Here is a 24,980-nt window from a genome sequence, read left to right on the forward strand (position 1 = left end):
CACAATTCACAGTCGGGGGCGAAGCACCTACTTCGTGATCGCGATCAGCGCGCCGGGTCGCAACCATCGGATGATCTGCACCAGCGTGTTGTCGTCGATCGCCACGCATCCCGCGGTCGGTCCGCCGTCGGTGGTGTGGAAGAAGAACGCGGCGCCGTCGCCGGGGACCTTGGCCTTGTTGACGCCCATCACCACCGCGTGTTTGTACTGCGGGATCTCGAGATTCTCGCTGGCGTTCGTGTCGAACGGGCACTGCGCTTTCTGACAGACCTGCATGGTGTTGAAGGTCGGGCTGTGGTCGTCGCCGTTCCACCAATGGTTCGGGCCGACCTGCGTGTACGGCAGTCCACCACCGGGATTCGGTGCAGTGCCGAACGCGGAGTCCAGTGAATAGACCCCCATCGGTGTGGCGGGGTAACCGCTCTTGGCCTTGGGCGCCAAACCCGCCGACCCGACGTGAGTCGGGATCCCGACACCGATGGGCTGCCAACCGGTGGCGGTGCGCTGGTAGACGTCCATCTTGGCGTTCGAACCGCCTACTCCCACAACGGAAACCACTTGGGTGGCGTTGCCGACGGACGGCGCGAACCACGGCGTACCGACCGCAGCGCCCGGGGGTGCGCCGGCCACCATCACGCAGGTTGCGCACAGCGCAGCGCAAAGCGAGCCCAGTAGTCGGCGCATCGTTTCATCGTCAACGCCGAACAATCTCAGCGTCAAGTAAAGGTTTAGCCTCGATCCGGTCACTGCCCGGCCGCGACACAGCCGTCGCGTCCCGCCGATCCCAGCTTTCGTCTATATGATCGGCAACCGATGTCCTTGTCCAGCAATGACAAACGTTGACAGCGTCGTCTTCACAGCACATTGATCGCGAGGTTTATGAGAGCACGAGATGACGCAGTCTGACGGAGGCAACACGACCCGGCTCGCCGTGGTGAGCGGGCCGAACGAGCTGCCGCTGACGGTCTGGCTGGGCTCGGCGATGTACACCTTTCCCGCCGAACGCGACGTCATCGTCGGCCGCGATCGTGACTGCGACATCTGTCTGCACGACGGCAACCCGGCCGACCTGACGCTGATTTCGCGCATTCACGCGATTCTGCGGTTCGACGACGGGCGGTGGGTCGTCGTCGACAAAAGCCAGAACGGGGTGTACGTCGACGGCGTACGCGCCCCGCTGATCCGTATCCGCGACGGTCAGCACATCACACTCGGCAGCCCGCATGGACCGCGGCTGACATTCCGCGTCGCCACGTCCACCGCGCCGCCCGAACCCCGCAACCCCCGCACGCTACGCAGCCTGCCCACGCCGACACGGCCTCCACTACGACGCACCGGACCCCAAACCCGGACCAGCGAACCGGTTTTCAGGGAGCGCACCACGCGGCTGCGGCGAGCGCCGCGAACGGAATCCGCACCGGCGGGTTCGGCGACCATCGGCCGCGCGAAGACGAACAACATCGTGGTCAACGACGCGTTGGCATCCCGGGTGCACGCGGTGCTGGTGTCCACCCCGGCCGGCCTCGAGATCCGCGACAACCACAGCAGCAACGGCACATTCGTCAACGGCACGCCGATCACCTGCACGCTGCTGCGCGACGGCGACGTTGTCACCGTCGGCAACACCGACCTGGTGTCGACGGGTCACACCCTGGTGCCGAGAACCGCGCAGGCGCGCAGCAGCGGACTCACCACCCAGGGCCTGGCGCTGACCATTGACGGTCACCAGTTGTTGACCGACGTGTCGTTCACCGCGCGGCCCGGGACCCTGACCGCGGTGATCGGGCCATCGGGCGCGGGCAAATCCACCCTGGTCAAGCTGATCGGCGGTACGACCCAGCCCACCGCCGGCGTGGTCACATTCGACGGGCACGACGTGCATGCCGAGTACGCGTCGATGCGTTCCCGTATCGGAATGGTCCCCCAAGACGACGTGGTGCACCGCCAGCTCACCGTCGAACAGGCACTGGGATATGCCGCCGAACTGCGGCTGCCACCGGACACCTCGGCCGAAGACCGCCGTCAGGTGGTCAAACGAGTCCTCGACGAGTTGGACCTGACCCCGCACCGAAAGACCCGTGTTGACAAGCTTTCCGGCGGCCAGCGCAAGCGCGCGTCGGTGGCGATGGAACTGCTGACCGGCCCGTCGCTGCTCATTCTCGACGAGCCGACCTCGGGGCTGGACCCGGCGCTCGACCGGCAGGTGATGACGATGCTGCGCCGCCTCGCCGACGCCGGCCGAGTGGTGATCGTGGTCACCCACTCACTCACCTACGTCAACATGTGCGACCAGATCCTGCTGCTGGCGCCCGGCGGCAAGACCGCGTTCGCCGACCCGCCCGCCGAAATCGGGCCGGCGATGGGCAGCACCGACTGGGCCGACATCTTCGCCCGGGTCAGCACCGACCCCGACGGCGTCCACCAGGCCTTCCTGGCACGGCATCCCGCCGCCCCGCGGCGACCGCCGACACCCGGCGCGGCGCCGCTGGGGACTGCGCCACGCACTCGTCGGCGGCGACAGGTTTTCACGCTGGCGCGCCGGCAGACCCGGCTCATCGCCGCCGATCGCGGCTACTTCGCGTTCCTGGCGTTGCTGCCGTTCGTGTTGGGCACATTGTCGCTGGCGGTGCCCGGCAGCACCGGGTTCGGCCATGCGCCACCGGATTCGGACGAACCCAACTCGATCCTGATCCTGCTCAATATCGCCGCGGTGTTCATGGGGACCGCGCTGACCATTCGCGACCTGGTCGGCGAGCGGCTGATCTTTCAGCGCGAACGGGCAGTGGGCCTTTCGGCGACGGCGTATCTGGCCGCCAAGGTCGTCGTGTTCAGCGTCGCGGCGGTGGTGCAGACCGCGATCGTCACCGCGATCATGGCCGTCGGCAAAGGCATGCCGACCCGTGGCGCGGTGGTGTTGGGCCATGGCCCGGTGCACGCGGTCACCGAGTTGTACGTGACGCTGGCGCTGATGGCGATCGTCTCGGCGATGGTGGGCCTGGCGTTGTCGTCGCTGGCGCGCTCCACCGAGCAAGTGCTGCCGATGCTGGTGGTGGCGATCATGGTGTCGATGGTGATGGCCGGCGGGTTGATTCCGGTGACCGGCCGCATGGGCCTGGACCAGGCGTCGTGGCTGCTGCCGGCGCGGTGGGGTTTCGCCGCCTCGGCGTCGACGGTCGATCTCCACACCATCGAGCCGCTGGTGCCTGCCGACCGATTCTGGACGCATTCGCCCCACTACTGGGCGCTCGACGTCGGAATGCTGGCGCTGCTCGGAATCGTTGCCACCTTGTTCGTGCGGTTCCGGCTGCGGCTGCGTGTGCACAGCGCCAAAAGCTGAATACCGGTTTCGCGCAGCGGCGATACCATCGGCCAATGTCGGACTTGCCGCCCGGCCGGTATTCGCAGATCCTGGTCGGTCACGTGTGGCCGTCGGGGTCGAACATGGCGCTTCTGGTCGATGCGTCGGCCGACTGCGGCAACGTCGCAGCCGCCTACCATGAACTGCGAGAAAGGCTGTGCCAGGCGTGGTTTGGGCTCCTGGCCGACCAGGCTGGCGTCACCGCCGACGACGTCCACGACGCGTTCCGGCGCGGCGAGGACCATGCCCGCAGTGTTGCCGAGAAAAACGACATCAAAAGGGCAGCCTTCGATTCCGCGCACAACGCGGTCCGTGAACTCCGCGCGGAGCTCAGCAATATCGCCGAGGACGGCGACAGTCGGATCCGGCACATCGAGGGCGGTAAGGATTCTGGCGCCGCCAAGCTCGACGGTCTCGTCGGCGTGGTGCTGGACTGCCAGAGCCGGGCCAGCGCCAAAGCCGCGATGTACAGCCAGGACATCCTCGACGCAGTCCAAAAGGTGCTCGACGCCGAGGGCATCGACCAATCTGCTCGCCAGTTCGCCGCGGCGCATGGGATCGAGACCATATTCACGCGGCCGGCGGTGAGCCGCGATCAGCTGACCGCGCTGTTGCGCGAGCCGACATGACCCCTGAGCTGCGCGCCTCACCCACGGGTTACGCCGCTGCCGCCGCGGCGAATACACCCCCGCCACCGATCCCCCCGACCGGCATCCCCGACCCCGGCTCGATCGTCGACAACCTGCTGGCAACGCTGGGCACGGCGGCCAACCTCGGTGTCCCGTCCGATTTCGCCGACGCGCAGGCCGGCCAGGAGGAGCGCGACCTCAAAGCCACCGACGCTGCGGCCAAATTCCCTGCCAATGAACAGGATTCCGCGTCGCAGCTGGCCGCGTTACCGCAGCTGGCGTCCGGCCTCGCGGGCGCAGTCGCCGGGGCGCTCGGCGGCGTGTTGCAGCCGCTGAGCCAGGCCCCGCAGCAGGCCGCCCAGCAGGCCATGCAGATGGGCATGAGCGGCCTGCAGGGCAACGCCGCCATGGACAGCGATATCGCACCCGAGGAAGTGTTCGACGGTCTGAACGAATTACCCAGCGGCGGTGGCGGTTTGGACAGTAGCGGATTCGGCGCCACCGTGCCGACGGCGGTGCTCGGCCCGCCGCCGGCCCCGTCGGCCGGGACGTTCCCGGCGTCGTCGCCGACTGTGCCCGTCGCGCCGGTCCCGTCGGAACCGTCGGCTCCGAGAAGCGGCACGGGCGCCGTACCGATGATGCCTCCGGCCGCCATGCCCGGTGCGCGCGGCGCGCCCAACGACCTGAAGCCCGATACCAAGCGCGTCGTCGTTCCCACAGTGCGCAACGGCGCTCCGGTGCAAGGACGCATCACCACGCCGCTGCCCGAAGTGACCAAGCGAGTGGCGGGCAAGCCGATCACGGGCGACGAGCGCTAGCCCCGGCGGCGTGGTCATACTGGGCGCATGGCGGTCTTTGTCCGAAGGCTGTTCGGTATCGGCAAGCTGCCCGCCGACGTGCGCGCAGAGATCGAAGCCGAAGGAGTGATCTTCCTCGCTGACTACGTCGCGGTGACCCGGCGGTTCAGCGGCACCATCCCTGGGCTGCGCTCGTCGCACAGTGTCGCAAGCTACGTCGGGTCCGTGGCGTTCACCGCGGAGCGCGTCCTGGCAACACTGTCGTCGCTGCCGAAGCTGGCCGGCCCCACCGTCGACGTGCGCTGGGACGCGCCGCAGACCGGGCCGGCGACCGCGCGGATCGCCTCCACGGGCCTAGAGGTCGAACTCGACGTCGGGCAGGTCGACCCGGCGTTCGACGGGCATCTGTCGCTGCACTACAAGACCGCCATTCCCGGAGATGTGCTCGCCGGTTTGCCGCGCCGGTCGCTGACGTTCGACGTGCCGCCGGAATACGTGTTCCGCGCGGTCGGCGTCACGTACCGGCCGTAGCCGACAGGTCCGGCCACGGCGGGCGGCGCAGCACGGCCAGGCAGCCGATCACCGCGGCGAGCAGGCCGGTGATCACGCCGATCAGCCCGATTAGGTTGGCGTCGACGGCCGCCACCCAGGAAGCCCTGTCCCCGCGGACGACGAACACCCCCAGCGGGGTGGCGGTGGAACCGCGGACCTTGGCTACCGGGATGACGGTGGCGCCGTCGGCGGTGCTGTACGGCTCGCCGTACACACGCCTGCCGGCGCCGTTGGTTGGTAATTGATCGAGCGACTCAGGAAACTTCATCGTGGGACTCCTCTCCCGACGCCCAGCAGACACAGAATCGCACTGTTGAGCCGCCGATCGTGCGAGTCTGCGTCTTCTCACCGGTCGGCGGGTTTCTACGATGGCCCCTGTGAATGATCACGCGTTCAGCCCGCTCGAGCGGCAGACCGTCTATCGCGTGATCTGCGAGCGGCGCGACATGCGCCGCTTCGTGCCGGACAGCGCCGTCCCCGAGGATGTGCTGGCGCGCCTACTGCAGGCCGCGCACGCCGCGCCCAGTGTCGGGCTGATGCAGCCGTGGCGGTTCATCCGCATTACCGACGACTCACTGCGACGACGCATCCACGCCCTGGTCGACGAGGAGCGGCTGCTCACCGCTCACGCGCTGGGCCGGCGCGAACAGGAATTTCTGGCGCTGAAGGTCGAGGGCATCCTTGACTGCGCCGAACTGCTGGTGGTGGCTTTGTGCGACGGCCGAGACGCCCACGTCTTCGGGCGGCGAACCCTGCCGCAGATGGATCTGGCGTCGGTGTCGTGTGCAATCCAAAACCTTTGGCTGGCAGCGCGATCCGAAGGGTTGGGGATGGGCTGGGTGTCGCTGTTCGACCCGCAGCGGCTGGCGGGGCTGCTGGGCATGCCTGCTGACGCCGAGCCGGTGGCCATACTGTGTCTGGGCCCGGTACCCGATTTTCCGGACCGGCCGGCGCTTGAATTGGACGGCTGGGCGTTTGCCCGGCCGCTGGCCGAGTTCGTGTCCGAGAACAGCTGGGGAGGTGACGGCGATCAGCGACAGTGACGAAACAGCCGACAACGTATTGGTCGTGCATTGGCACGACCTTGGTCGTTATCTGGGCGTCTACGGCCACACCGATGTCTCGAGTCCCCGGCTGGACCGGCTGGCCGACGAGGGCATCCTGTTCACCCGGGCGCATGCCACCGCTCCGCTGTGTTCGCCGTCGCGCGGATCGCTGTTCACCGGCCGCTACCCGCAGAGCAACGGGCTGGTCGGCCTGGCCCATCACGGCTGGGAGTACCGCTCCGGGGTGCGTACCCTGCCGGACATTCTTTCCGAAGCCGGTTGGCACTCAGTGCTTTTCGGCATGCAGCATGAGACGTCGTATCCGTCTCGGCTGGGTTTCGACGAATTCGACGTGTCGAACTCCTACTGCGAGTACGTGGTGGAGCGGACCGAGCAGTGGCTGCGTGAGCGTGACCGGAGCCGGCCGTTTTTCTTGACGGCCGGCTTCTTCGAAACTCACCGGCCCTATCCGCGGGACCGCTACGAACCGGCCGACGCAACCGCCGTCGCGCTCCCCGACTATCTGCCCGACACCGGCGAAGTCCGCCAGGACATGGCCGACTTCTACGGCTCGATCAAAACCGCCGACGCCGCGGTCGGCCGGATCCTGGACACGTTGGCCGCCACCGGTCTCGACGCCAACACCTGGGTGGTGTTCTTCACCGACCACGGCCCGGCGTTTCCTCGCGCGAAGTCCACGTTGTACGACGCCGGCACCGGCATCGCCATGATCATACGACCGCCAACCCGAATGGGTTTGGCGCCAAGGGTTTACGACGAGATGTTTTCCGGCGTTGACCTGGTGCCCACACTGCTGGGTCTGCTCGGCCTCGACGAGCCCGACGACATCGAAGGCATCTCCCACGCCAAGGCGCTGCTGACGCCGGACGACACCACCCCGGTCCGCGAACACGTCTACACCGGCAAGACCTATCACGACTCGTTCGACCCGATACGGGCCATTCGCACAAAGGAATACAGCTACATCGAGAACTACGCTCACCGGCCTCTGCTGGAGCTGCCGTGGGACATCGAGGAAAGCCCGTCCGGGCACGCCGTCGCACCATTGGTCACCGCCCCGCGACCCGGACGCGAACTCTACGACCTACGCAAGGATCCGTCCGAGACCAACAATCTGCTGGGCAGCGACGACACCGGTCACGCCGATGCGATCGCCGCGGATCTGGCTGTGCTGCTGCATGAGTGGCGTCAGCAGACCGGCGACGTCATCCCGTCGGACTTCGCGGGTAGCCGAATCGCGGCCCGCTACACCGAAACCTATCTGCGGATCCATGCCAAGGTGCCGACCAGCCGGTCGGCGATCGCCGCCGACCGCGGCATCGAAGACGAGGTGAAGAAGTGATGTCCTCAGTGCCGACGTCGTATCTGGTGCTCGCCTCGCAACGCAGCGGCAGCACGCTGCTGGTGGAATCGCTGCGCGCGACCGGATGTGCCGGCGAGCCGCAGGAGTTCTTCCAGTACCTGCCCAGCACCGGCATGGCCCCACAGCCGCGGGAATGGTTCGCCGGAGTCGAGGACCCCACGATTCTGCGGCTGCTCGATCCGCTGGAGCCGGGCACACCGGACACCGCGTCCGCAGTGGCATGGCGTGAGCACATCCGCAGTTCCGGCCGCACACCGAACGGGGTGTGGGGCGGCAAGCTGATGTGGAACCAGACGTCGCTGCTGCAGGAGCGGGCTGCGGGGCTGCCCGACCGCACCGGGGATGGCCTGCGCGCCGCGATCCGCGACGTCATCGGCAGCGACCCGGTTTTCGTGCACGTGTACCGACCGGACGTCGTCTCGCAGGCGGTGTCGTTTTGGCGGGCGGTGCAAACCCGGGTCTGGCGGGGCCGGCCCGACCCGGAACGGGATTCCCGGGCGGTCTACCACGCCGGGGCGATCGCCCACATCGTCACGATCCTGCGGGAGCAGGAGGCCGGCTGGCGCAACTGGTTCGCCGAGGAGCAGATCACCCCGATCGACGTCGCCTACCCGGTGCTGTGGCGCAACCTGACCACGATCGTCGCCTCGGTGCTCGAGTCGCTCGGGCTCGATCCGCGCCTGGCGCCCGAGCCGGTGCTAGAGCGCCAGGCCGATCAGCGGTCAGACGAGTGGGTGGACCGCTACCGCGCCGAGGCCGAGGAACTGGGCCTGCCGCAATAGCCGCTGCGTTACTTGCTGCCGACCTGAGCGACGACGAACACCCGCCGGAACGGGAAGAACGTGGTGCCGTCGGGCCGGGTCGGATAAGCGTCGGCGAGCAGTGGAATCAGGTCGGCGCGGAACCGCTCCCAGTCGGCGTCGCTGAGCCGCTCACGCACCGGCAACAGCGCGGTGCCGCTGATCCAGTCCAACACCGGATGCTCGCCGCGCAGCTGATGCAGGTAGGTGGTCTCCCAGGCATCCACGCTGCAGCCGGCGTCCATCAGCAGCTCGGCGTAATAGGTCGGCGCGTGGACCACCGCGCCGACCCGAAACGGCACGTCCCGCAACGCCTTTGCGTACGGCTCGCGGCGGGCCAACGCGCGCACCGCGGCGTGCGACGGGGTCTCGAAGTTGCCGGGCATCTGGGCGGCGATCCACGACCCGGCGGCCAGTTGCCCCGCCCAGCGGACCATCAGGTCCGGATGCTCGGGCACCCACTGCAGGACGGCGTTGCTGAGCACCACGTCGGTGTCGCGCTGCGGCGTCCAGTTGCGAAGATCGGTGACCGAGGCGTCGACGCCCCGCTCCCGGGCGGCGGCGACCATCTCCGGTGAGTTGTCCAGCGCCTCGATCGCCGCGTCCGGCCAGCGCCGGGCCAGCTGCAGTGTCAGGTTGCCCGGCCCGCAGCCCAGGTCGACGACACGGCGCGGACGCTCGGCGCCCACCCATGACAGCAGGTCATAGAAAGGGCGGGCGCGCTGATCCGCAAAGGCCAGGTAGACGTCCGGATCCCACATGTGTGTCCTCCCGATCAACGGCCCGTGTGCCGACTGATATAGACACAACGTAGACGAGTCGAGGTGGAGATGACTGACGAAGACGACGCCGCCAGTGTCCGACGCATCTGGTCCGCCTTGGGCTTGCCCGGAATTGTCGACGTACACACCCATTTCATGCCGAAATCGGTGATGGACAAGGTGTGGAACTACTTCGACTCGGCCGGTCCGATGGTCGGCCGGCACTGGCCCATCACCTACCGGGCCGACGAAACCCGTCGGGTCGAGATGCTGCGGCAATTCGGGGTGCGCGGCTTCACCGCACTGGTCTATCCCCACAAGCCGCAGATGGCGGCCTGGCTCAACCAGTGGGCCGCCCAGTTCGCCCAATCCACACCGGATTGCCTTGCCACCGCGACCTTTTACCCCGAACCCGGCGCCGGCGACTACGTCGAGGCCGCGATCCGCGACGGTATCCAAGTCTTCAAGGCACACATTCAAGTTGGCCGGTACGAGCCGAACGACCCACTGCTCGACCGGGTTTGGGGACTCCTCGAGGACGCCGGCCTACCGGTCGTCATTCACTGTGGGTCCGGGCCGGTACCGGGCGAATACACCGGACCGGAGCCGATCCGTCGCCTGCTGCGCCGCTATCCGCGGCTGCGGTTGATCGTCGCGCACATGGGAATGCCGGAATACGCCGAATTTCTGGACATCTGCGAGAGGTCGGCCGACGTGCGGTTGGACACCACGATGGCCTTCACCCCTTTCGTCGAGGAACAAATGCCGTTCCCGTCGTCCCAGCTGCCCCGGCTGCGGGACTTTGCCGACCGCATCCTGTTCGGCAGCGACTTTCCCAACATTCCCTACCGCTACTCCGACGCGATGCGCTGGCTCACCGAATTGCCCGGTATCGACGACAACTGGTTGCGCGCCGTGTTCTACGAGAATGCGGCTGAGTTGTTCGCAAGACGCGAACCTTGAGTTTGGTTTTCCGTCGAGTGTGCGGTTCTATACGCCCGCAGCGGCGCGTCGCGTACGAAACCGCACACTCGACGCCATTTCACGTTAGACGGCCGCGTGCCGCGGCCGCGACTGCCGCGCGACCGTACTGGGCCAGCGCAGCTGGCCGAGGAGACCGTCGGGCAAATCGGCGTGCCCGTCGAGCCTGTCGGTGGACGTCGGGTCCAATGCCACCAGCGACGGCCGGTGGTTACCGGCTTGCGGCGTCAGCCCGGATATCGGTGCGCCGCCGGCAGGATGGGCATTGGTGCGGAACGCGCACGCAACCGCCAGAGTCTGGTCGCCCGCCGCTCCGGAGATTTCCAGCGCGGTCCATGTTTCGCGGGCCGGATACGACCTGATCACCGCGAGCGTGTCGAGCAGCGTCTCGTCGGCCTTGACCCGATATGCGGCAACGTAATCGCCGCTTGCCTCCCGCATGCCGCGCCAGGTTTCCCGGGCGGGCCGCGCGAACAGCGTTGGGACGTCGTCGGGTTCCACCGGGCTGGCCGCCCAGCCGGTCTCGCGGAGGTGGTCGGCGAGCCGGCGCACCGCGACCTCCGCGGTCTTGTGCAACGGAATGCCCGACGAGCGGGCCCGCAGCGCCACGAGGTTGTCGGCGGCCGACAGGGTCAGCCCAATCCAGGTGTCCCGCTGCGGCACACCGTTGTCGTCCCCGGTCTCCCGGCTGGTGACACGGACCGCGTCGGCCCGGATGCCGTAGCGGTCCAGGTATCGCGCAATCAACGGCAGCGGCAGCAGGTCGGGTTCGCCGTCGGGCGGGTTGACGATGCGCAGCAACGCGGTAGTCCGCACGTCGACGCCGGACTGCCGGGGCCGGCCGCGCATGTGGTTGCGGCGCAGCATCGCCAGTCGGCGGCGCAGCATCGTCGTGAAAAACAGTCCGCGCCACCAGGCCAGCAGTATCACCACCGCGGCGATCGCGATGCCCACGACCCAGCGCTCCCGCGGGGTATGCCACGGGTAGGCCATGACTGCGGCCACCACGGCCAGTAACACCAGGCTGATCCGCCCGGTCAGTGACTGCCTCACGAGCTGAGCTCCTTTCGACGGCGTGCCGCGATGGCGGCAGCGCCCACGACGGCCAGTGCGAACGCCGCGGTTCCGATTCCTGCGACGATCAGCGGGGTGTAATTCTTCGGTGCCGGTTCCGGCGGCGCCGCGAGCGGTTTCGCCGGTGCCGCATCGGATTTGGTGCCGGCGGGCAGCTCCCATGTCAGGGCCGCGACCGCGTCCACGCTGCCGGCGCCGACCACATTGGACGGCGCGCGCGCCCCGTTGTGCGCGGTTGCGGTCAGCCGGTGCATCACCTGCTCGGCGGTCAACTCGGGATACTTGCTGCGGACCAGGGCCGCCACCCCGGCCACATACCCGGCCGCATAACTGGTGCCGCTCAACGGCATCAGTTGCTGACGCTGGTTGGGCAGCCCGTTGGCGAGGCCGCCGTCGTCGCGGTTGCTCACCGACACGATGTTCTGGCCCGGCGCCGCGATGCCGACCCACGGGCCGGCCATGGTGAATTTGGACGGCTGGCCGTCCGGCGCCAGCGAAGCCACCGAGAGCACGTAGGGCTGCCACCACGACGGGATCGACACCGACGTGACACCCGCCCAGTTGCGGGGGTCGTCGGGCCGGCTCATGTCGGTGAGCGGGTTGGATTCGCATGCGGTGCCGCCGGTCATCGAGCCGGTCGGCCCACTGTTGCCGGCGGCCGCCACGATCACCGCGTCCTTGTCGACGGCCGCGTACCGGATCGCCGCACCGAGTGCCCCCTGGTCGACGCTGCGGTCGGTGGGCAGGCAGGTGACCGCCGAGATGTTGATCACCCGCGCACCGAGGTCGGCGGCGTGCACGATGGCCCGGCCCAACGCCGTGACGTCGAAGGTCACTTGCGCGATTGTCGGGTCGCCGCCCGGCATGCGCGGCGAGAACTTCGCCGATGAGGTGCGCAACGACAGCAGCCGCGCCCCGGGCGCGACCCCGGCGAAGCCGTCGTCACCGGGCTGGCCGGCGATGATCCCGGCAACCAGCGTGCCGTGCCCGTCGCAGTCGGTGAGGCCGTCGCTTGATTCCAGATAATCGCCACCGGCTTCGACGGCGGGCAGCCGAGGCCCCGGCCGCACCCCGGTGTCGAGGACGGCCACCAGTTGGCCGTCGCCGCGCGAAATCCGCCACGCCGCAGGCAGATCCATCAACTGCTGATTGGGGGTGGCGACGCCGGGATCGGTGCCGGGGATGACGCCGGAGGTGCTGCACTCGCCGCGTTGCTCCATCGGCTGCACCGGCCCGGGTGCCCCGTTCGGCGGCTGGGCGCCGGGGTCGACCACCGGCGGAGTGATCGCCGCGGCCGGTGGGCAGGACCATACCGCCGCAACCAGAACCGCGGCGGCACAAGCGAATCCGGCACGGATCATCGATTGAGCACCCAGCTGAACAACCCGACCAGATAGGCCATGACGGGGATCAGCGACGCATCGATGCCCGACGCGACGAAGCCCACCACCCGGCGCAGCGGCAGCGAATAGGTCTCCGGCTCGGCGATCGGCGGATTCAGCGCGACCACCACCCACGCCAGCACCAGTGCCGCCAGTACGAGCACCGCGCACAGCGCGGCGACGTAGCGACCCGTCGCCGTGTAGAGCACGAGCAGCGCCACGGTCAGCAGATACGGCTGCGCCAGCAGCCATGCCTTGCAGGCCGCCGAATCCCACACCCGGGCCCGCAGCGCGGCCGCCGCCGCGGTTGCCGCGACCACGTACCAGCCCCACACCGCGAGCGTCTCCGGCCGTAACGCGATGGCCACCGAGCCCAGCACGCTGAGCAGTACCGCACCCGCGATGAAGCCGGTCTGATGCGCGTCGCTGATGCGAACCCGGCGCGGCAGGTCCTCGAGCACCCGCGTCGACGGAGCCGACGGGGTGGGGTCGCCGGGCGCCGGGATGACCGGCAGCGGGAACCGTGCCCACAGCGCAGACAGTTGGGCGGCCTCGATGGTGACGAACAGCGCCACCACGATCAGCAGGCAGCCCAGAGTGAGCATCGGCAGCTGCCACAGCGACGCCGCGCCGGCAGCCAGCAAAACACCGACCCCGAGAACTGCTGTGGCGGTGAAGAATCCGGTGGCGTGCTCGCGTTCGCGGCGGGGAAGGATGATGCTGATCAGCGACCACGCCGCAACACCCGCGGCCGCCAGCATCACCTGCGCCGGTCCGAAGGAGCCGGGTACCGCCAATGTCAACGCCGCCGCGGTCGGCACCAACGCGACCGCGGACAACGCCGTGCTGGCCGACGCCGACCGTGCCGCCAGTCCGGCGATCGCGGTGAGCACCGCGATCACACCGGCCGCGATCAAACCGGCGGGCGCGCCGGTCACCGCGTGGTGAGCCACCGCCAAACCCGTTGCGGCGACGACCAACCCGACAACTGCGGCCAGCGCGCCGCGCTGAATGTGCGCGATGCCCCACGGCTTGAGCCGCGAGGCGGAGAAGATCACCGCGGCATCGGCGATGTCCTCGACGATGCCGGGGGCAGCCGGGCCGGGCGGTACCGGTTGCAGCGCCAGCAGGTCACCGTCCACGACGCCGACGGTGTCCAGGCTGGCGTCCAGGCTGAACGGCGCGCCGCCGATCGGGGCGAGGCTGAGCCGCGCGGGGGTGGGCGTGTCCGCGGCAGGCTCGCCGTCAGTGACGTCGGCCTCACCGTCCAGACCGGTGGGAACCACCAAACGCTGGACCGCGGGCAGGATTTCGCGCAGCGGCAGCTCGGCCGGCAGGGCCATCTCGGTCAGCCTGCTGTCGGCGAGGATGGCGACCCGGACGATCGGCATCACGGCGCTGGACATCAGCGGGTCCTCAGGATTTGGTGGGACATGGATTCTCTTTCTCTTTCGTGAAACGTGTTAATCCGCTTGGCTAATGGGGGGTGGGCACGCTGAAGTCTCTGGACAACCGCTTACCCGGGAACCATTGACCGTCGGGCAGGGTTGCGGTCAGTTGTTCGACCGCCATGGCGATCGCGAACGGTGCGCCCGGGCGAAACGTCGAGACCCACTCACCGTCGAAAGCGCGCGACGGGCTGACCAGCACCCGGCCCGCCGTGGTGTCGACAATGCTCATCCCGACTTCGCTGGTGGCGTGCCGGCCGTCGTGGTGGCAGCCGGCGACGATCTCGACATAGCTGCGCGGACCGGTGAACACCGACTCCACCACCGGCCGCGCCGACTCCGGGATGCCCAGGTATTCAAGAACTTCGGTGAGCGGCTCGCCGTTGCGCAGCCGCTCGTCGGCCCTGGCGCCCACCCGGGCGGGCATGCTGAACTCGTCGAAGCGGGCCGGCGGTCGGTGCGCCAACCCGACTCCGAGCACGGGTACCAGCGCCCGCGCGTCGTCGATTTCCATCGACGTGAACGTCACCAGCTGCGCGTTGCGCAGCGCGACAACGGTTTTGTCGCCGCGCCGCGCAATGATGCCGCGCAGCATCTCCCCGGGCCCGGAGTCGTTGGCGGGTCCCACGTAGCGCAGGTCCAGCCACCGCTCCGGGAAACACACCACCCGGATCCAATCGGCCACCGCCGGGTTGACCACGCCGTCGGCGGAGAGCAGACCCATCTGGACCAGTTCGCTACTCTGCCGCTCGACGAATGCGCCCCGTTCGCCGGCGTCGGTGTAAGGCGTGGTGATCGCCAAAACCCACGGGAAGGTGCCCGCTCCAACGGTTTCGGCGATGAACCACGCCTGCTCGACCGTCAGCTCGACGGCGTTAGGCTCGTTGCCCATCTAACCTTCGCTCCGGTTAGCCGCCCCATTTGGCGGCTTCGGCCTGGTCGCGGGCCAGCATCGACACCGTGTTGGTCTCGTGCGTGCCGGCCATCGCGTGATACGCGCGCACCAGATCGGCCATCGCCTGATTCCACTGCGCCTGCCACGCCTGATACGTCATCCCGGTATCGCCCTGCCACGCCGCCGACAACGCCGCCTGCTCACTGGCGATATCGGCCCCCAACCCCTGCATCGTCGCCGCATAAGAAGCCATGTCCCCGGCATGGGCCAGCATCGCCGGGTAGTTGTACATAATCTGCGACATCTGCGTTAACCCCTCTCAGAACCCGGTGTACGTGCTGGCTGCCGCGGCATCAGAGGCCACATAGGTGCCCGCCGCATCACCCAAATTGGCCTGCGCAATATCCAGCAGCGCATTCACCTTCGCCGCCACCTCCACAAACCGGGCATGGGCGGCCTGAAACGCCGCCGCAGACTCCCCGACATGAAACGCCTGCGCCGAGACCGCCTCCTGCTCGGCCTGACCGATCGTCGAGCGCATCAACCCCGCCTTAGCCGCAAACGCCGACTGCGACGCCACCAACTGCGGAATATGGGCATCCAACATACTCATTTCTCACATCCTTTCCTCACCGACTACCACTCATTGCGAAACACCTGCGGTCTCAGTTGTGTTCTCCCCCTTTGCCGTTGGTGTGGCTAGCTGACTCCGATTCCCAGGTGCCGGGAACCATCGGCATCGTCGGACCGCCGCCGTATTCGTCACCGGCGAGCGTCGCCAACCCCGATGCTGCGGCGGTCGTTTCTTTGCCCACCGTGCCGGCGAATCCCAACCGTCCGGCACCGTTCCCGGAGGTCATGGTCTCCGGCTCGGCGCCGGGGTCGAAATCGGTGTCCATGTCGGCGAATTCGTCGGCGTAGTCGTGCAATGCCGCTCGGCGGCGCCGCCGTGCGCGTGCCTTCTCGCGACTCGACACCCCTACCGCGGCCGCGGCCGGAACGTGCGCGGCCGGCGCCTTGGTGCCCTCGCGGTCGCGCAGGGTCGGACCCGGTCCGCCATCGGGGTAGATACCGCCTACCGCGTAGGCGAAGGCGGGTGCCGCCGGCGCGGCGGCAGGTGCCGCGCCCGCTGCAGCGGTGCCCGTGGCCGGCGCGGATCCAGGTGCGACCGAGGCGGGAACACCGGGGGCCAAAGCGGCAACCGGCAAGGCGCTCGACGGGGCGGTGCCGGCCGCGGCAGGTGCCCCGACCACCGCCGGCACGAGGTCCGGTGCCGCCGGGGCGTCGGTGGTCATCAGTGCGCTGACGCCGAGACCGATGGCGAGCGGAAGGACGAACGGGGCACTGAGGATCATCGCCCACGTCGGCCAGCCGACGAGGTTCCAGAACACCTGGTAACCGATGAAGAACAGCAGCGGAAAATAGGTCACCCAGGCGGCGGGATTGGTCAGCAGTGTTTGAAGCAGCTGGCCGGGATTCTGGAACAGCTGCATCAGTTGGTTCCACATCTGGGTGAAGAAGTCCGACCCCGACGGTGCCTGGTTGGCGGCCTGCGTGACGCTGTTCGATTTCACCACCATCGGCGCCGGCGTGGTACGCGGCGCGGAGGCCAGCGCGGTGCCCGACACCGCGTGATAGGTGGCCATCGTGGTAGCGGCCTGGACCCACATCCGGACATAGTCCGCCTCGTTGAGCGCGATCGGAATCGTGTTGATGCCAAAGAAATTCGTCGCTACCAGGATCCCGTGGATCGCGTGGTTGGCGGCCAGCTCGGGCAATGTGGGCATCGCGGCCAGCGCGGTGGTGTAAGCCGCCGCGGCGACCTCGTGCTGGGCGGCCACCCCGGCGCTGTTCGCGCTGGCCTGCGTCAACCAGGCCAGGTATGGCAGGTGGGCGGCAACATACTGCTCGGCCGTCGGGCCTTCCCACGACCCGGCCTGCACCGCGCCCAACAGCGTGGTGAGTTCACCTGCAGCGGAAGCGTATTCGGTACTGAGCGAGGTCCATGCCGCCGCGGCCGCCAGCAGCGACCCGGGCCCAGGACCACTGCTGAGCAGCGTCGAATGCACCTCCGGCGGCGAAGCCATCCACACCGGCGCGGTCATAGTCAGCCGCCGGCAACCAGGTAGGTCGAGGCCGCAGCCGCGTCACCGGTGGCGTAGCTGACACCGGACTCTCCGACGCCCACACCGGCCCGGCCCAGTTCCTCGACGCCTTGGGCGGCTACCGTCGCGTGCTCGCTGCCCTGGGCGCTGAAGCCGGCAGCGGTTTGCAGCGAAACCGGGTCGGCCGCAGACGGTATCACCGCGCTGATCACGGGAGCCGCACTCGCGTGGGCAGCCGCCAGCTTGGCGGTGATCGCCTCCACCGCGGCACTGGTGGCGGCCAGACCCTCGGGAACAACTTGCAGCGTCATTGCAAATACTCCTTTCGACCGTCAACGGTCACTCCCTCGTCGACCAGGGGGTTGACCAACTGCACATATGTGGGACTATCGCTGTCGCCCAGCAGGATTGCTCGCCCGGCGGGCAACCGCTCGAATCGCTGACCACGGAGCTTGCCGCCGTCGGCCGGATTGCCGGACAGCATCAACGTGGTCGCCTGCAGGTCGTTGAACCGGCGCAGCAGCGGGCTGGTCATCAACGCGTGCGCGGACCCACTGGCGCGCGCGGTGATGATCACCCGCAGGCCCAGGTCGCCGGCCTCCGCCAGCAGCCCGATCAGGCTGGTCCACGGCCGCTGCCCGATGAACGGGCCGCTCATGGCCGGCGTATCCGGGATCTGGTCGACGTCGTCGATGATCAGGTAGTGGGTGTGGCCGCGGTATCTCCAGCCGGCCAACTCGTGCGGCGCCAAACCCGCCGGCGGGCGTCGCTTTTCGATGAGAGCCGACAGTCCCTGCATCGCCGGGATGACGCGGTCGATGTTGGTGGTGTACTCGTTGTCAGGGAACAGCGGCTCGTCGACCAGATGCAGCCGGCGGTCCAGCACCGTGAAAGCGACCTGCTCAGAGGTCGAGTGGTCACGAACGGTGCGGATGATGTGGCGCAGCAGCGTGGTCTTACCCGACTTGGTGTCACCGAACGCCATCAGCAGCGGGTTCTCGGCGAAGTTGACTTCGACTGCGGCCAAGTCCTCTTCGCGCTGCCCGATGACCACGCGGTCCGGGCCCCGATACACGGCGCCAACTTCGGTGGGCGCAAGGTTTTTCGGCAGCAGCCGCACCGCCGGCGCCGCGGCGCCCGGGTAGCGGGCGTTGACGGTGGCCACCTGATCCGACTCGGGAGCCGCGAACAAGAAGTGTTCGGCCGCCATCGTCAGCCCGCGGCCCGGCTGGTCCGCCGGCACCGACTCGGCCGGGCGGCGCAGCGCCCCGACCACCCGGACATTGCTGTCGCGGGAGTCGTGCAGCTTGAGTTCCAGGCGCAGCCCGAGACCGTCGCGCATGGCCAGCGGCACCTCCAGCCAGCTCGGCGTGGTGACGATCACGTGGATGCCGTAGGCAAGACCGACGTTGACCAGCTCAGTCACCTTGGACAGCAAGGGGTTACGGGTGTTGAACTGGTCGGTGTTGTCCCGGCTGAAGGCATAGAGGTTGTCGATGACCAGGAACACTTCGCCGAACCCGTCGTCGAGCCCCGAATCCTGCCGATGCCGGAACACCTCCCGCTGCTGACGGATGCGCAGCAGCTGCTCGAGCTCGCCGAAGGTACGACGGATGCGCTCGGGCTCCAGAGGCGACGCCACACTGCCGACGTGGGCCAAGTCCTCCAGCGCCCGCAGCTGCCCGCCGCCGTAGTCCAGGCAGTAGAAGCTCACTTCACCGGGCGCATGCAGGTTGGCGGCCGAGAGGATAAAGGTCTGCAGCGCAGTCGATTTGCCCGACTTGGCGCCGCCGTGGATAACCATGTTTCCGGCCGCCGAGCGCGCGTCGAACACCAGCGGGTCGCGGCGCATCTCGAACGGCTTGTCGATCTCGCCGAGGGGCCAGCGCCATTGTCCCTGCGGTATCGCGGAGCGGCTCAGCACCGACCTGAGCGGAATCGGCTCGTCGAGCGGCGGCAGCCACAGCTCCGGTGCGCGCGGCCCGTACCGGGCCAACTGGTCGCCGATGGTGGCGATCAGCTTGCGCGGCGGGCCGGCCGGCTCCTCCTCGTCGACGCCGGTGATCACCGTGTCCTGATCCGGCTCGACGCGCCCGGCGCTGAACAGCTTGGGCTCCGGAGCAGAATGCACCACAAGCGTTTTCGCCGCCTGCGGCGGATCGTAGATGCCGTCGACGTAGGTGCTGCGGAACTTGATCGGCGCCGCACCCGGTGCAGGCACCAAGAACCCCACACCCTTGTGCTCCTTGCCCGATTCGATGTGGTAGGCGTCCTCCACACCGATGATCTGCCGCGACACCGCCGGGCTGGCCACCTTCAAACCGATCCGGTAGGAGGTGTTCTTGTCGATGTCCTTGATCTTGCCGATGTCCAGGGTCTGCGACGCGAACAGAATGTGGATGCGGAACGAACGGCCTTTACGGGCGACGTAGTCGAACAGCTCCGCGTATTCGGGGTGGTCGGCCAGCATCAGGGTGAACTCGTCGGCAACCACGAACAACGTCGGGATCGGCGCCAGGTCGTGACCCGCCGCAATCGCGTTCTCGTACTCGGTGACCGAGTTGAACGCGCTGCCCTGCACGCGACGGCCTGCCTCCCGCAGCAACACCTCGCGGCGCGCCACCTCACCGCGCAGCGTGTCGGCGAACCGGTCGGCCAGTGACTTCTTCTCGGCCATGTTCGAGATCACCGCGACGACCTGCGGGAAATGCCGGAAGCTGTCCGCGCCGGCCTCACCCTTGAAGTCGGCGTAGATCACGATCAGCCGGTCGGCGGGGTGAGTTGTCAACAGCGACAACAGAATCGACATCAACGTCTGCGACTTGCCGGAACCGGTCATACCGATCATCAGGCCGTGCGGACCCATGCCGCCCTCGGCTTCGTCCTTGAGGTCGAAGATCAGCGGCTCGCCGGTCGCGGTGACGCCGATCGGGACCCGCAACTCGTCCTCGCGGCGCCGCGGCGCCCACAATGTCGGCACGTCAAGACGCGACGCATCCGGAATCCCCAGCAGTGTCGTGAAAGTGGCGCCGCGGGTGGCCGCCGACTGCAGCCCGCTGTGGGTGGGGTTGGAATCCCAGCGGGACAGCCGCCGCGCCAGATGCGCGGCCTCGTCCGCGCCGAAGGTGTCGGCGGTGTCGACGTAGCGCTGCCATCCGCCGGTCTGCCACCGATCGATAACACCGTGGGCGACACGCAGAATCGGCCGTTCGGGATCCGAATACTGCTCGCGGTGCGGCGGGGTGGCCGAACGGTGGATGACGGTGACTCCGGCCCATCCGGCCGCCAGCGTCGACGCGTTGACGTCGTAGTCGGGGTCGTCGACGACGACCAGCAGGTGCCGCAGCGCGTCGGCCGGACCACCGGTGAAGGCCGGCCGGTCGGCAAGCGCCGGACCCAGCTGTGCGGCCAGCTCGTCGATGTTGGTCGACAGGTAGCGCGCCGGCCCGACGCCGTCCACCTGACCCGGAATGTCCACGTGCGGAAGCCATTTCAGCCACGACCAGTCCGGCGACTCCAGGTCGGGCGTGGCCAGCGCGACGCCGAGCACCGTCGGGTCGTGCCAGGTCACCGCCTGGGCGATCCAGGCGCGCAACGCGCCCCGCACGTCGTCGGTGTCGCCGAGCACGGTGATCCGCGAAACCTTGGTCAAATCGATGCCGGCCGGCACGTCGCGCACCGTGCGCTGGGTGTCCAGCAGGCTGCGTAAAGCGCTGTGCGACACCGGCTCCAGGTCGATCTCGTCCGCGGTGTCGTTGACGCGCAGCGCGGTGGCCAGCGGTGCCGAATGCAGTCCGGCCCGCACCACCAGGAAGTCGTCGTCGGCCGGGTCGCGCTCCCATTGGCGCCGGGATCCGGGTATGGCGACCAGTTCGGCGGGGTCGGGATGCGACCATTCGGCGGCCGCGCGTTGCTCGGCGGCCTGGGCGCGGACGTTGTCCCGGACCACCGACAGGTAGCGCAGGTAGTCGGCGCGCTCGGCGTCGACTTCCTCGGTGCGCATCTTGTTGTCGGTGCCGCGGTACAGCGCTGTGGCGGCCAGCAACAACACGAACGGGAAGAACAAGGTCTGCGGGGAGATCACCCGCATCCCGGTGGCGACCATCGCGACGATCATCCCGACGATCAGGATGACGATCACGATGGGCAGCGCGCGTCGCAGCAGCGACGGCGGAATCGCCCGCGGCAGTTCCGGGGGCGCCTCGATGTTGATGGCTCCCTTGCGGCTCGCCGGCCGCGGCACCCGGCGGCGGGCCTCGAAGATCAGACGGCTCATCGGGTCTCCTCAGCTGAGGTCGTGCGACCGGGCCGCTTGTCGGGCGCCAGGCCGTCGTGGGCGAGCAGCGCATCGGCGCGCGACAGCGTCGGTCCAGGCGCGAACAGCGACAGCATCGACCACGGGATCGGAGTCGGGGGCGGGTTGAGGCCAAGAGCTTCAACGGTTTTGGAGTGACCGGTGGAACCGGCTTCGGTGTCGATGCCGTAGCGCACACCGGTGTCGGAGATCCAGAACAGCGACCCCGCGGCCGGCGACTCCGGACCGTGGCCGACGCTCTGGGCGAAGTAGCCGGTGCCGGGGGCCAGCGCGACACGCGTGGCGGTCCCGCCCGCGCCGGCACTGACCAGGTCCTCGGTGTGCACCGCCTCGGGCACCGGCAGCGCCGAGCCGGACAACAGCGTCAGCGAGTTGGTGGCGGCACCCTCCGGCTTGCTCCAGTGCGCGCACGTGACCGGATCACGGGCGGCGTCGACCAGGCTGATCCGCTGATCGGGATAGCGGGCAGTGTCCAGCGCCCGCGACACCGGCAGCTTGGCAACTTGGTCGGCGCTCAGCCGCGGCGGCTGGTCCAAACCGTAGGAGTTGGCGTTGCGCAGCATCGCGGCAAGGACCGCCGAAATCGGCTGCAGCCCATCGGGTAACACGGCGTAGTACAGCGGGGAGTTGTCTGCGGCGTAGGCGACGACGACCGCGCCGACCGGCGCCCCCACCGGCAGGGGGAACTGGGGCGGGCTGCCGGCGTCGGGAACGGCCGGGGCGGACAGCGCCGGGGCTTCGGGAATCGCGTTGAACAGACCGGCGGCTATCGTCCGCGGCGCCGGCACGTCGGTGCCGAAGCCCAGCGCGCCGGTGACCGCGCGGTCGGCCAGGTCGATCTTGCTGCGCCTGCCGTCCCACAACAGCCAGGTGCCTGCGTCGTTTTTGGTGAGCACGCCATGCCCGGCGGCCAGCGTCGCCGCGCGGGCGCCGCTGCTGTCCGGGGTCCCGGCGATCACCGTGACACCGGTGTCCGGACCGCTGACGGCGTCGCACACCGTCCAGTTGGCGTCCTTGTTGGTGTTTTGCACCATCCGCTCCGGCGCACCGGGGATACCGATCAGGTTGCCGCGCGGGAATTGGTCCAGCGCACTGCTTTTCACGGTGGTGGGGTTGACCGGCCGTCCGGCGATCAGCCGGGCCGACGTCAGGTTGAGCACGGGGTGCAGCCGGTCACCGACCCGCACGTACAGCGCAGCGCTGGACCGGTCGGCCAGCACCGGGTTGTTGGCCGGCGACCCGTTTGGCCGGATCAGCGAGAACACGAAGCAGCCCACCAGGGTGGTGGCCAGGATCAGCACGCCCATGACCACCGAGCGCGTCTGGGTGCGCAACGGGTCGACGAGCATGCGGGTGTCGTGCAGGGCCACGCCAGAAGCGATGCGGCGCATGACAAATCGCCATCCACTCACCTGGTGGCGGGTGACGAAGCCGCGACGGTAGACGACCTTGTCGGGGTTGTCGTTGACCGGGGTGCGCGACGAGAACGAGCGCCGTTCGTCGTCTGGCTCGCGGGCCGTCATGCCGGCACCGACAGGCCGAGGCCACGCAGCAGCGGCTCTACCGAGTTGGCGACGTCGTCGGCGGTGATCGTGATCAGTTCGTCGTCGGTGAACTCACCGGTTCCCGCCTGCTCCGAGTGATCCAATCGGAATTCTCTTTCTTCCTCGGACTTTTCCACGATGTTTCGGACGAACCGCCCGTTACCGGCGATGTCGAGGCTGCGCCGGTTCACCCCGTTGGAGTCGGGAGTCGTCGAGGAGGCCAGATGCGCGAACAGTTTCTCCAGATCGTCGAGCGCGGCCTTCTCGAAGGCGCTGTCACGTTGCTCGGCCATCTTGTGCGCGATCTCGACGAGTTCGCCCGGGTTGTACGACGGGAAGTCGATGCTGCGGGTGAACCGTGATCGCAGACCTTCGTTGGTGTCGAGGAACTTGTCCAGGTCGGCGCGGTATCCGGCGATGATGACCACCAACCGGTCGCGGTCGTTCTCCATCCGGGCCAGCAGGGTGTCGATGGCTACCAGGCCGAAGTCGTTCTTGGCGCCGGTGGCCACCAGCGCGTAGGCCTCGTCGAGGAACAGCACGCCATCCAGTGCGCTGTCGATGATCGCGTTGGTCTTGGCTTCGGTCTCGCCGATGTGCTGGCCGATCAGATCTGCGCGGTGCACCTCTTTGATGTTCTCTTTCTTCAAAAGGCCCAGCCCGCAATAGATTTTGGCGACGACGCGGGCGATGGTGGTCTTACCGGTACCGGGCGGTCCGGCGAAAACCAGGTGGTGGGTGCGCTGGGCGACCGTGAGCCCGCGTTGCTTGCGCACCAATTCCATTGCGACCGAACTCTTCAGCCGCGCCACCTGGTTTTTGACCTGTTCCAGTCCGATGAATTCGGCGAGCTGGCGTTCGGCCTCGGCGAGCAGCTCGGCCTTGCGCTCCCGGGACTCGGGGTCGATGAAGTCCTCGGCGCTGGGCTCCGTTTCTGGGTCCCACGGGTCGGTGCGCGCCTCGATCCGGGCCGCGGTGGTAGTGACGATCCCGAAGCTGGTGTCGGACAGGGCGTGCTCGATCTGCTCGTTTTCCGGGTTGGCCGCGTAGAGGTCCTGCAGGACTTCGCTTGCGGAGTCTTCGTCGACGTGCGCACGCAGCACCAGGGCTTTGGCCAGCGCGCCGTCGACCGCGGCGACGGCAACCGGACCGTCGGGTTCCTCCAGGTACGACAACGCCGGCGCGAACATGCCCAGCCGGGCCAGCGCAATGCCCAGCGTGATCTTGGCGGCGTGCGCGTACGTCTCGTCGAGGTCGGGATCGTTGACGACAGGGGTCAGCAGTTTGACGACGTCGGACCAGCGCTCGGCGCGGTAGTGGATGGCCACCGTGACCCACCGGGCGTCGCGCCAGCTCGGCCGTCGCTCGGTGATGTCGCTGACCAGCTTGTGTGCGTCGGCGTAGCGCCCCTCGGCGGCCAGGGCCGCCGCGTAGGCGAGGTGGAAATCGTCGGGGTCGGTGGCGCGAAAGCGTAGGTACAGGCCGGTGTCGTAGTAGAAGCCCAAGGCGCGCGGCGGCAGTTCGACGCGGCGCTGCAATATCCCGGCGGTGGGCGCGGTGCGCGAAACCGCTTCCAGCACACGGGCTGACAGGTCACCGGCAGCGGCCAGGCCTGTCCAGGCGTCGCACTGGTCGTAGGCGATGCGGGTCAGTGCGGTGAAGCCGGATCGGGCGGCGGCCAGGTCGGCGGGGCGCCGGCGGTCGTAGACCTGGAGCCCCAGTGCCCGGCAGCAGGTGGCGAATCGGCTGATGACGTCGTCGTCAACCCGGGCAGTTGCGGGCCGCGTCGCGAGCGTGCCGGTGTCAGCGCTATCCACGCCCCCGTCTCCTCCTGTTGTTAGTGCTACCTAACTTCGCTGAAGTTAGCATTGCATAAGCTAAGTGTCGAGACGCCCCTATTGGAGCAGCG

22 protein-coding genes are annotated in these 24,980 nt (G+C 68.3%); 8 read left to right on the forward strand and 14 right to left on the reverse strand.

From position 1 onward, the window contains the following. Nucleotides 1-27 precede the first annotated feature (27 nt). On the reverse strand, nucleotides 28-684 hold the full coding sequence (locus MFM001_RS00320) for a L,D-transpeptidase (RefSeq protein ID WP_116372449.1): 657 nt from the start codon (nucleotides 682-684) through the stop codon (nucleotides 28-30). A gap of 298 nt (nucleotides 685-982) precedes the next feature. Here MFM001_RS00320 and MFM001_RS00325 point away from each other — a divergent pair, with 298 nt between their 5' ends. From MFM001_RS00325 to MFM001_RS00340, 4 genes are read left to right on the forward strand one after another with little or no spacing between them, the layout of a single operon-like run. Further along, nucleotides 983-3,337 carry an ATP-binding cassette domain-containing protein gene (locus MFM001_RS00325; protein ID WP_192886833.1) on the forward strand — a complete coding sequence of 785 codons (2,355 nt, stop codon included), beginning with the start codon at nucleotides 983-985 and terminating at the stop codon, nucleotides 3,335-3,337. 35 nt (nucleotides 3,338-3,372) lie between these two features. Next, complete coding sequence (locus MFM001_RS00330; protein ID WP_116372453.1) at nucleotides 3,373-3,987, forward strand: hypothetical protein; 615 nt, start codon at nucleotides 3,373-3,375, stop codon at nucleotides 3,985-3,987. Further along, entirely contained in the window at nucleotides 3,984-4,805 is an 822-nt protein-coding gene (locus MFM001_RS24425) for a hypothetical protein (RefSeq protein ID WP_160117980.1), read from the forward strand. Before MFM001_RS00330 ends, MFM001_RS24425 begins: the two co-directional genes overlap by 4 nt. A 27-nt stretch (nucleotides 4,806-4,832) precedes the next feature. Beyond that, nucleotides 4,833-5,315: a hypothetical protein gene (locus MFM001_RS00340; protein ID WP_116372455.1), complete on the forward strand. Its 483-nt coding sequence runs from the start codon at nucleotides 4,833-4,835 to the stop codon at nucleotides 5,313-5,315. Here MFM001_RS00340 and MFM001_RS00345 read toward each other — a convergent pair. Continuing rightward, the gene (locus MFM001_RS00345) at nucleotides 5,299-5,604 is read right to left on the reverse strand and encodes a hypothetical protein (protein ID WP_116372457.1); all 306 of its coding nucleotides are present in this window, start codon (nucleotides 5,602-5,604) and stop codon (nucleotides 5,299-5,301) included. The two genes, MFM001_RS00340 and MFM001_RS00345, sit on opposite strands and share 17 nt — an antisense overlap. Before the next feature lie 100 nt (nucleotides 5,605-5,704). Here MFM001_RS00345 and bluB point away from each other — a divergent pair, with 100 nt between their 5' ends. Genes bluB through MFM001_RS00360 form a run of 3 tightly spaced genes read left to right on the forward strand, consistent with a single transcriptional unit; the run spans nucleotide 5,705 to nucleotide 8,548 of the window. Further along, nucleotides 5,705-6,379, forward strand: a complete 675-nt coding sequence (gene bluB, locus MFM001_RS00350) for a 5,6-dimethylbenzimidazole synthase (protein ID WP_116372459.1) — start codon at nucleotides 5,705-5,707, stop codon at nucleotides 6,377-6,379. After that, a complete protein-coding gene (locus MFM001_RS00355) occupies nucleotides 6,366-7,745 on the forward strand; it encodes a sulfatase (protein ID WP_116373498.1) in 1,380 nt (459 codons plus the stop codon). The genes bluB and MFM001_RS00355 overlap by 14 nt, the downstream gene beginning before the upstream one ends. Then, a complete protein-coding gene (locus MFM001_RS00360; protein WP_116372461.1) occupies nucleotides 7,745-8,548 on the forward strand; it encodes a Stf0 family sulfotransferase in 804 nt (267 codons plus the stop codon). The genes MFM001_RS00355 and MFM001_RS00360 overlap by 1 nt, the downstream gene beginning before the upstream one ends. Nucleotides 8,549-8,556: 8 nt before the next feature. Here MFM001_RS00360 and MFM001_RS00365 read toward each other — a convergent pair whose 3' ends face one another. Continuing rightward, the gene (locus MFM001_RS00365; protein ID WP_116372463.1) at nucleotides 8,557-9,327 is read right to left on the reverse strand and encodes a trans-aconitate 2-methyltransferase; all 771 of its coding nucleotides are present in this window, start codon (nucleotides 9,325-9,327) and stop codon (nucleotides 8,557-8,559) included. Between the two features lie 69 nt (nucleotides 9,328-9,396). Between MFM001_RS00365 and MFM001_RS00370 the strand changes: the two genes are divergently transcribed. Beyond that, on the forward strand, nucleotides 9,397-10,290 hold the full coding sequence (locus MFM001_RS00370; RefSeq protein WP_116373500.1) for an amidohydrolase family protein: 894 nt from the start codon (nucleotides 9,397-9,399) through the stop codon (nucleotides 10,288-10,290). Between the two features lie 84 nt (nucleotides 10,291-10,374). On the opposite strand, the gene eccE is transcribed toward MFM001_RS00370, so the two are convergent. From eccE to eccA, 11 genes are all read right to left on the reverse strand, one after another. Next, nucleotides 10,375-11,361: a type VII secretion protein EccE gene (eccE, locus tag MFM001_RS00375; RefSeq protein ID WP_238158821.1), complete on the reverse strand. Its 987-nt coding sequence runs from the start codon at nucleotides 11,359-11,361 to the stop codon at nucleotides 10,375-10,377. Then, on the reverse strand, nucleotides 11,358-12,743 hold the full coding sequence (gene mycP / locus MFM001_RS00380) for a type VII secretion-associated serine protease mycosin (RefSeq protein WP_116372465.1): 1,386 nt from the start codon (nucleotides 12,741-12,743) through the stop codon (nucleotides 11,358-11,360). Before mycP ends, eccE begins: the two co-directional genes overlap by 4 nt. Then, nucleotides 12,740-14,170 (reverse strand): type VII secretion integral membrane protein EccD, encoded by a 1,431-nt coding sequence (eccD, locus tag MFM001_RS00385; RefSeq protein ID WP_116372467.1) that lies wholly within the window; start codon nucleotides 14,168-14,170, stop codon nucleotides 12,740-12,742. The genes mycP and eccD overlap by 4 nt, the downstream gene beginning before the upstream one ends. A gap of 70 nt (nucleotides 14,171-14,240) precedes the next feature. Further along, nucleotides 14,241-15,104 (reverse strand): ESX secretion-associated protein EspG, encoded by an 864-nt coding sequence (locus MFM001_RS00390; protein ID WP_116372469.1) that lies wholly within the window; start codon nucleotides 15,102-15,104, stop codon nucleotides 14,241-14,243. A gap of 16 nt (nucleotides 15,105-15,120) precedes the next feature. Next, on the reverse strand, nucleotides 15,121-15,411 hold the full coding sequence (locus MFM001_RS00395; protein ID WP_083130471.1) for a WXG100 family type VII secretion target: 291 nt from the start codon (nucleotides 15,409-15,411) through the stop codon (nucleotides 15,121-15,123). Between the two features lie 15 nt (nucleotides 15,412-15,426). Then, on the reverse strand, nucleotides 15,427-15,720 hold the full coding sequence (gene esxG, locus MFM001_RS00400) for a type VII secretion system protein EsxG (protein ID WP_116372470.1): 294 nt from the start codon (nucleotides 15,718-15,720) through the stop codon (nucleotides 15,427-15,429). A 52-nt stretch (nucleotides 15,721-15,772) separates the two neighbouring features. Beyond that, on the reverse strand, nucleotides 15,773-17,212 hold the full coding sequence (locus tag MFM001_RS00405; RefSeq protein ID WP_116372473.1) for a PPE family protein: 1,440 nt from the start codon (nucleotides 17,210-17,212) through the stop codon (nucleotides 15,773-15,775). Nucleotides 17,213-17,214: 2 nt separating this feature from the next. Beyond that, nucleotides 17,215-17,523, reverse strand: a complete 309-nt coding sequence (locus MFM001_RS00410; RefSeq protein WP_116372475.1) for a PE family protein — start codon at nucleotides 17,521-17,523, stop codon at nucleotides 17,215-17,217. Further along, nucleotides 17,520-21,488: a type VII secretion protein EccCa gene (gene eccCa, locus MFM001_RS00415; RefSeq protein WP_116372477.1), complete on the reverse strand. Its 3,969-nt coding sequence runs from the start codon at nucleotides 21,486-21,488 to the stop codon at nucleotides 17,520-17,522. The genes MFM001_RS00410 and eccCa overlap by 4 nt, the downstream gene beginning before the upstream one ends. Continuing rightward, entirely contained in the window at nucleotides 21,485-23,050 is a 1,566-nt protein-coding gene (gene eccB / locus MFM001_RS00420) for a type VII secretion protein EccB (protein ID WP_116372479.1), read from the reverse strand. The genes eccCa and eccB overlap by 4 nt, the downstream gene beginning before the upstream one ends. Next, nucleotides 23,047-24,888, reverse strand: a complete 1,842-nt coding sequence (eccA, locus tag MFM001_RS00425) for a type VII secretion AAA-ATPase EccA (protein WP_116372481.1) — start codon at nucleotides 24,886-24,888, stop codon at nucleotides 23,047-23,049. The genes eccB and eccA overlap by 4 nt, the downstream gene beginning before the upstream one ends. Nucleotides 24,889-24,980 lie beyond the last annotated feature (92 nt).

Origin of the sequence: Mycobacterium sp. MFM001 (assembly GCF_003402475.1) — a bacterium.
GTDB lineage: Bacteria > Actinomycetota > Actinomycetes > Mycobacteriales > Mycobacteriaceae > Mycobacterium.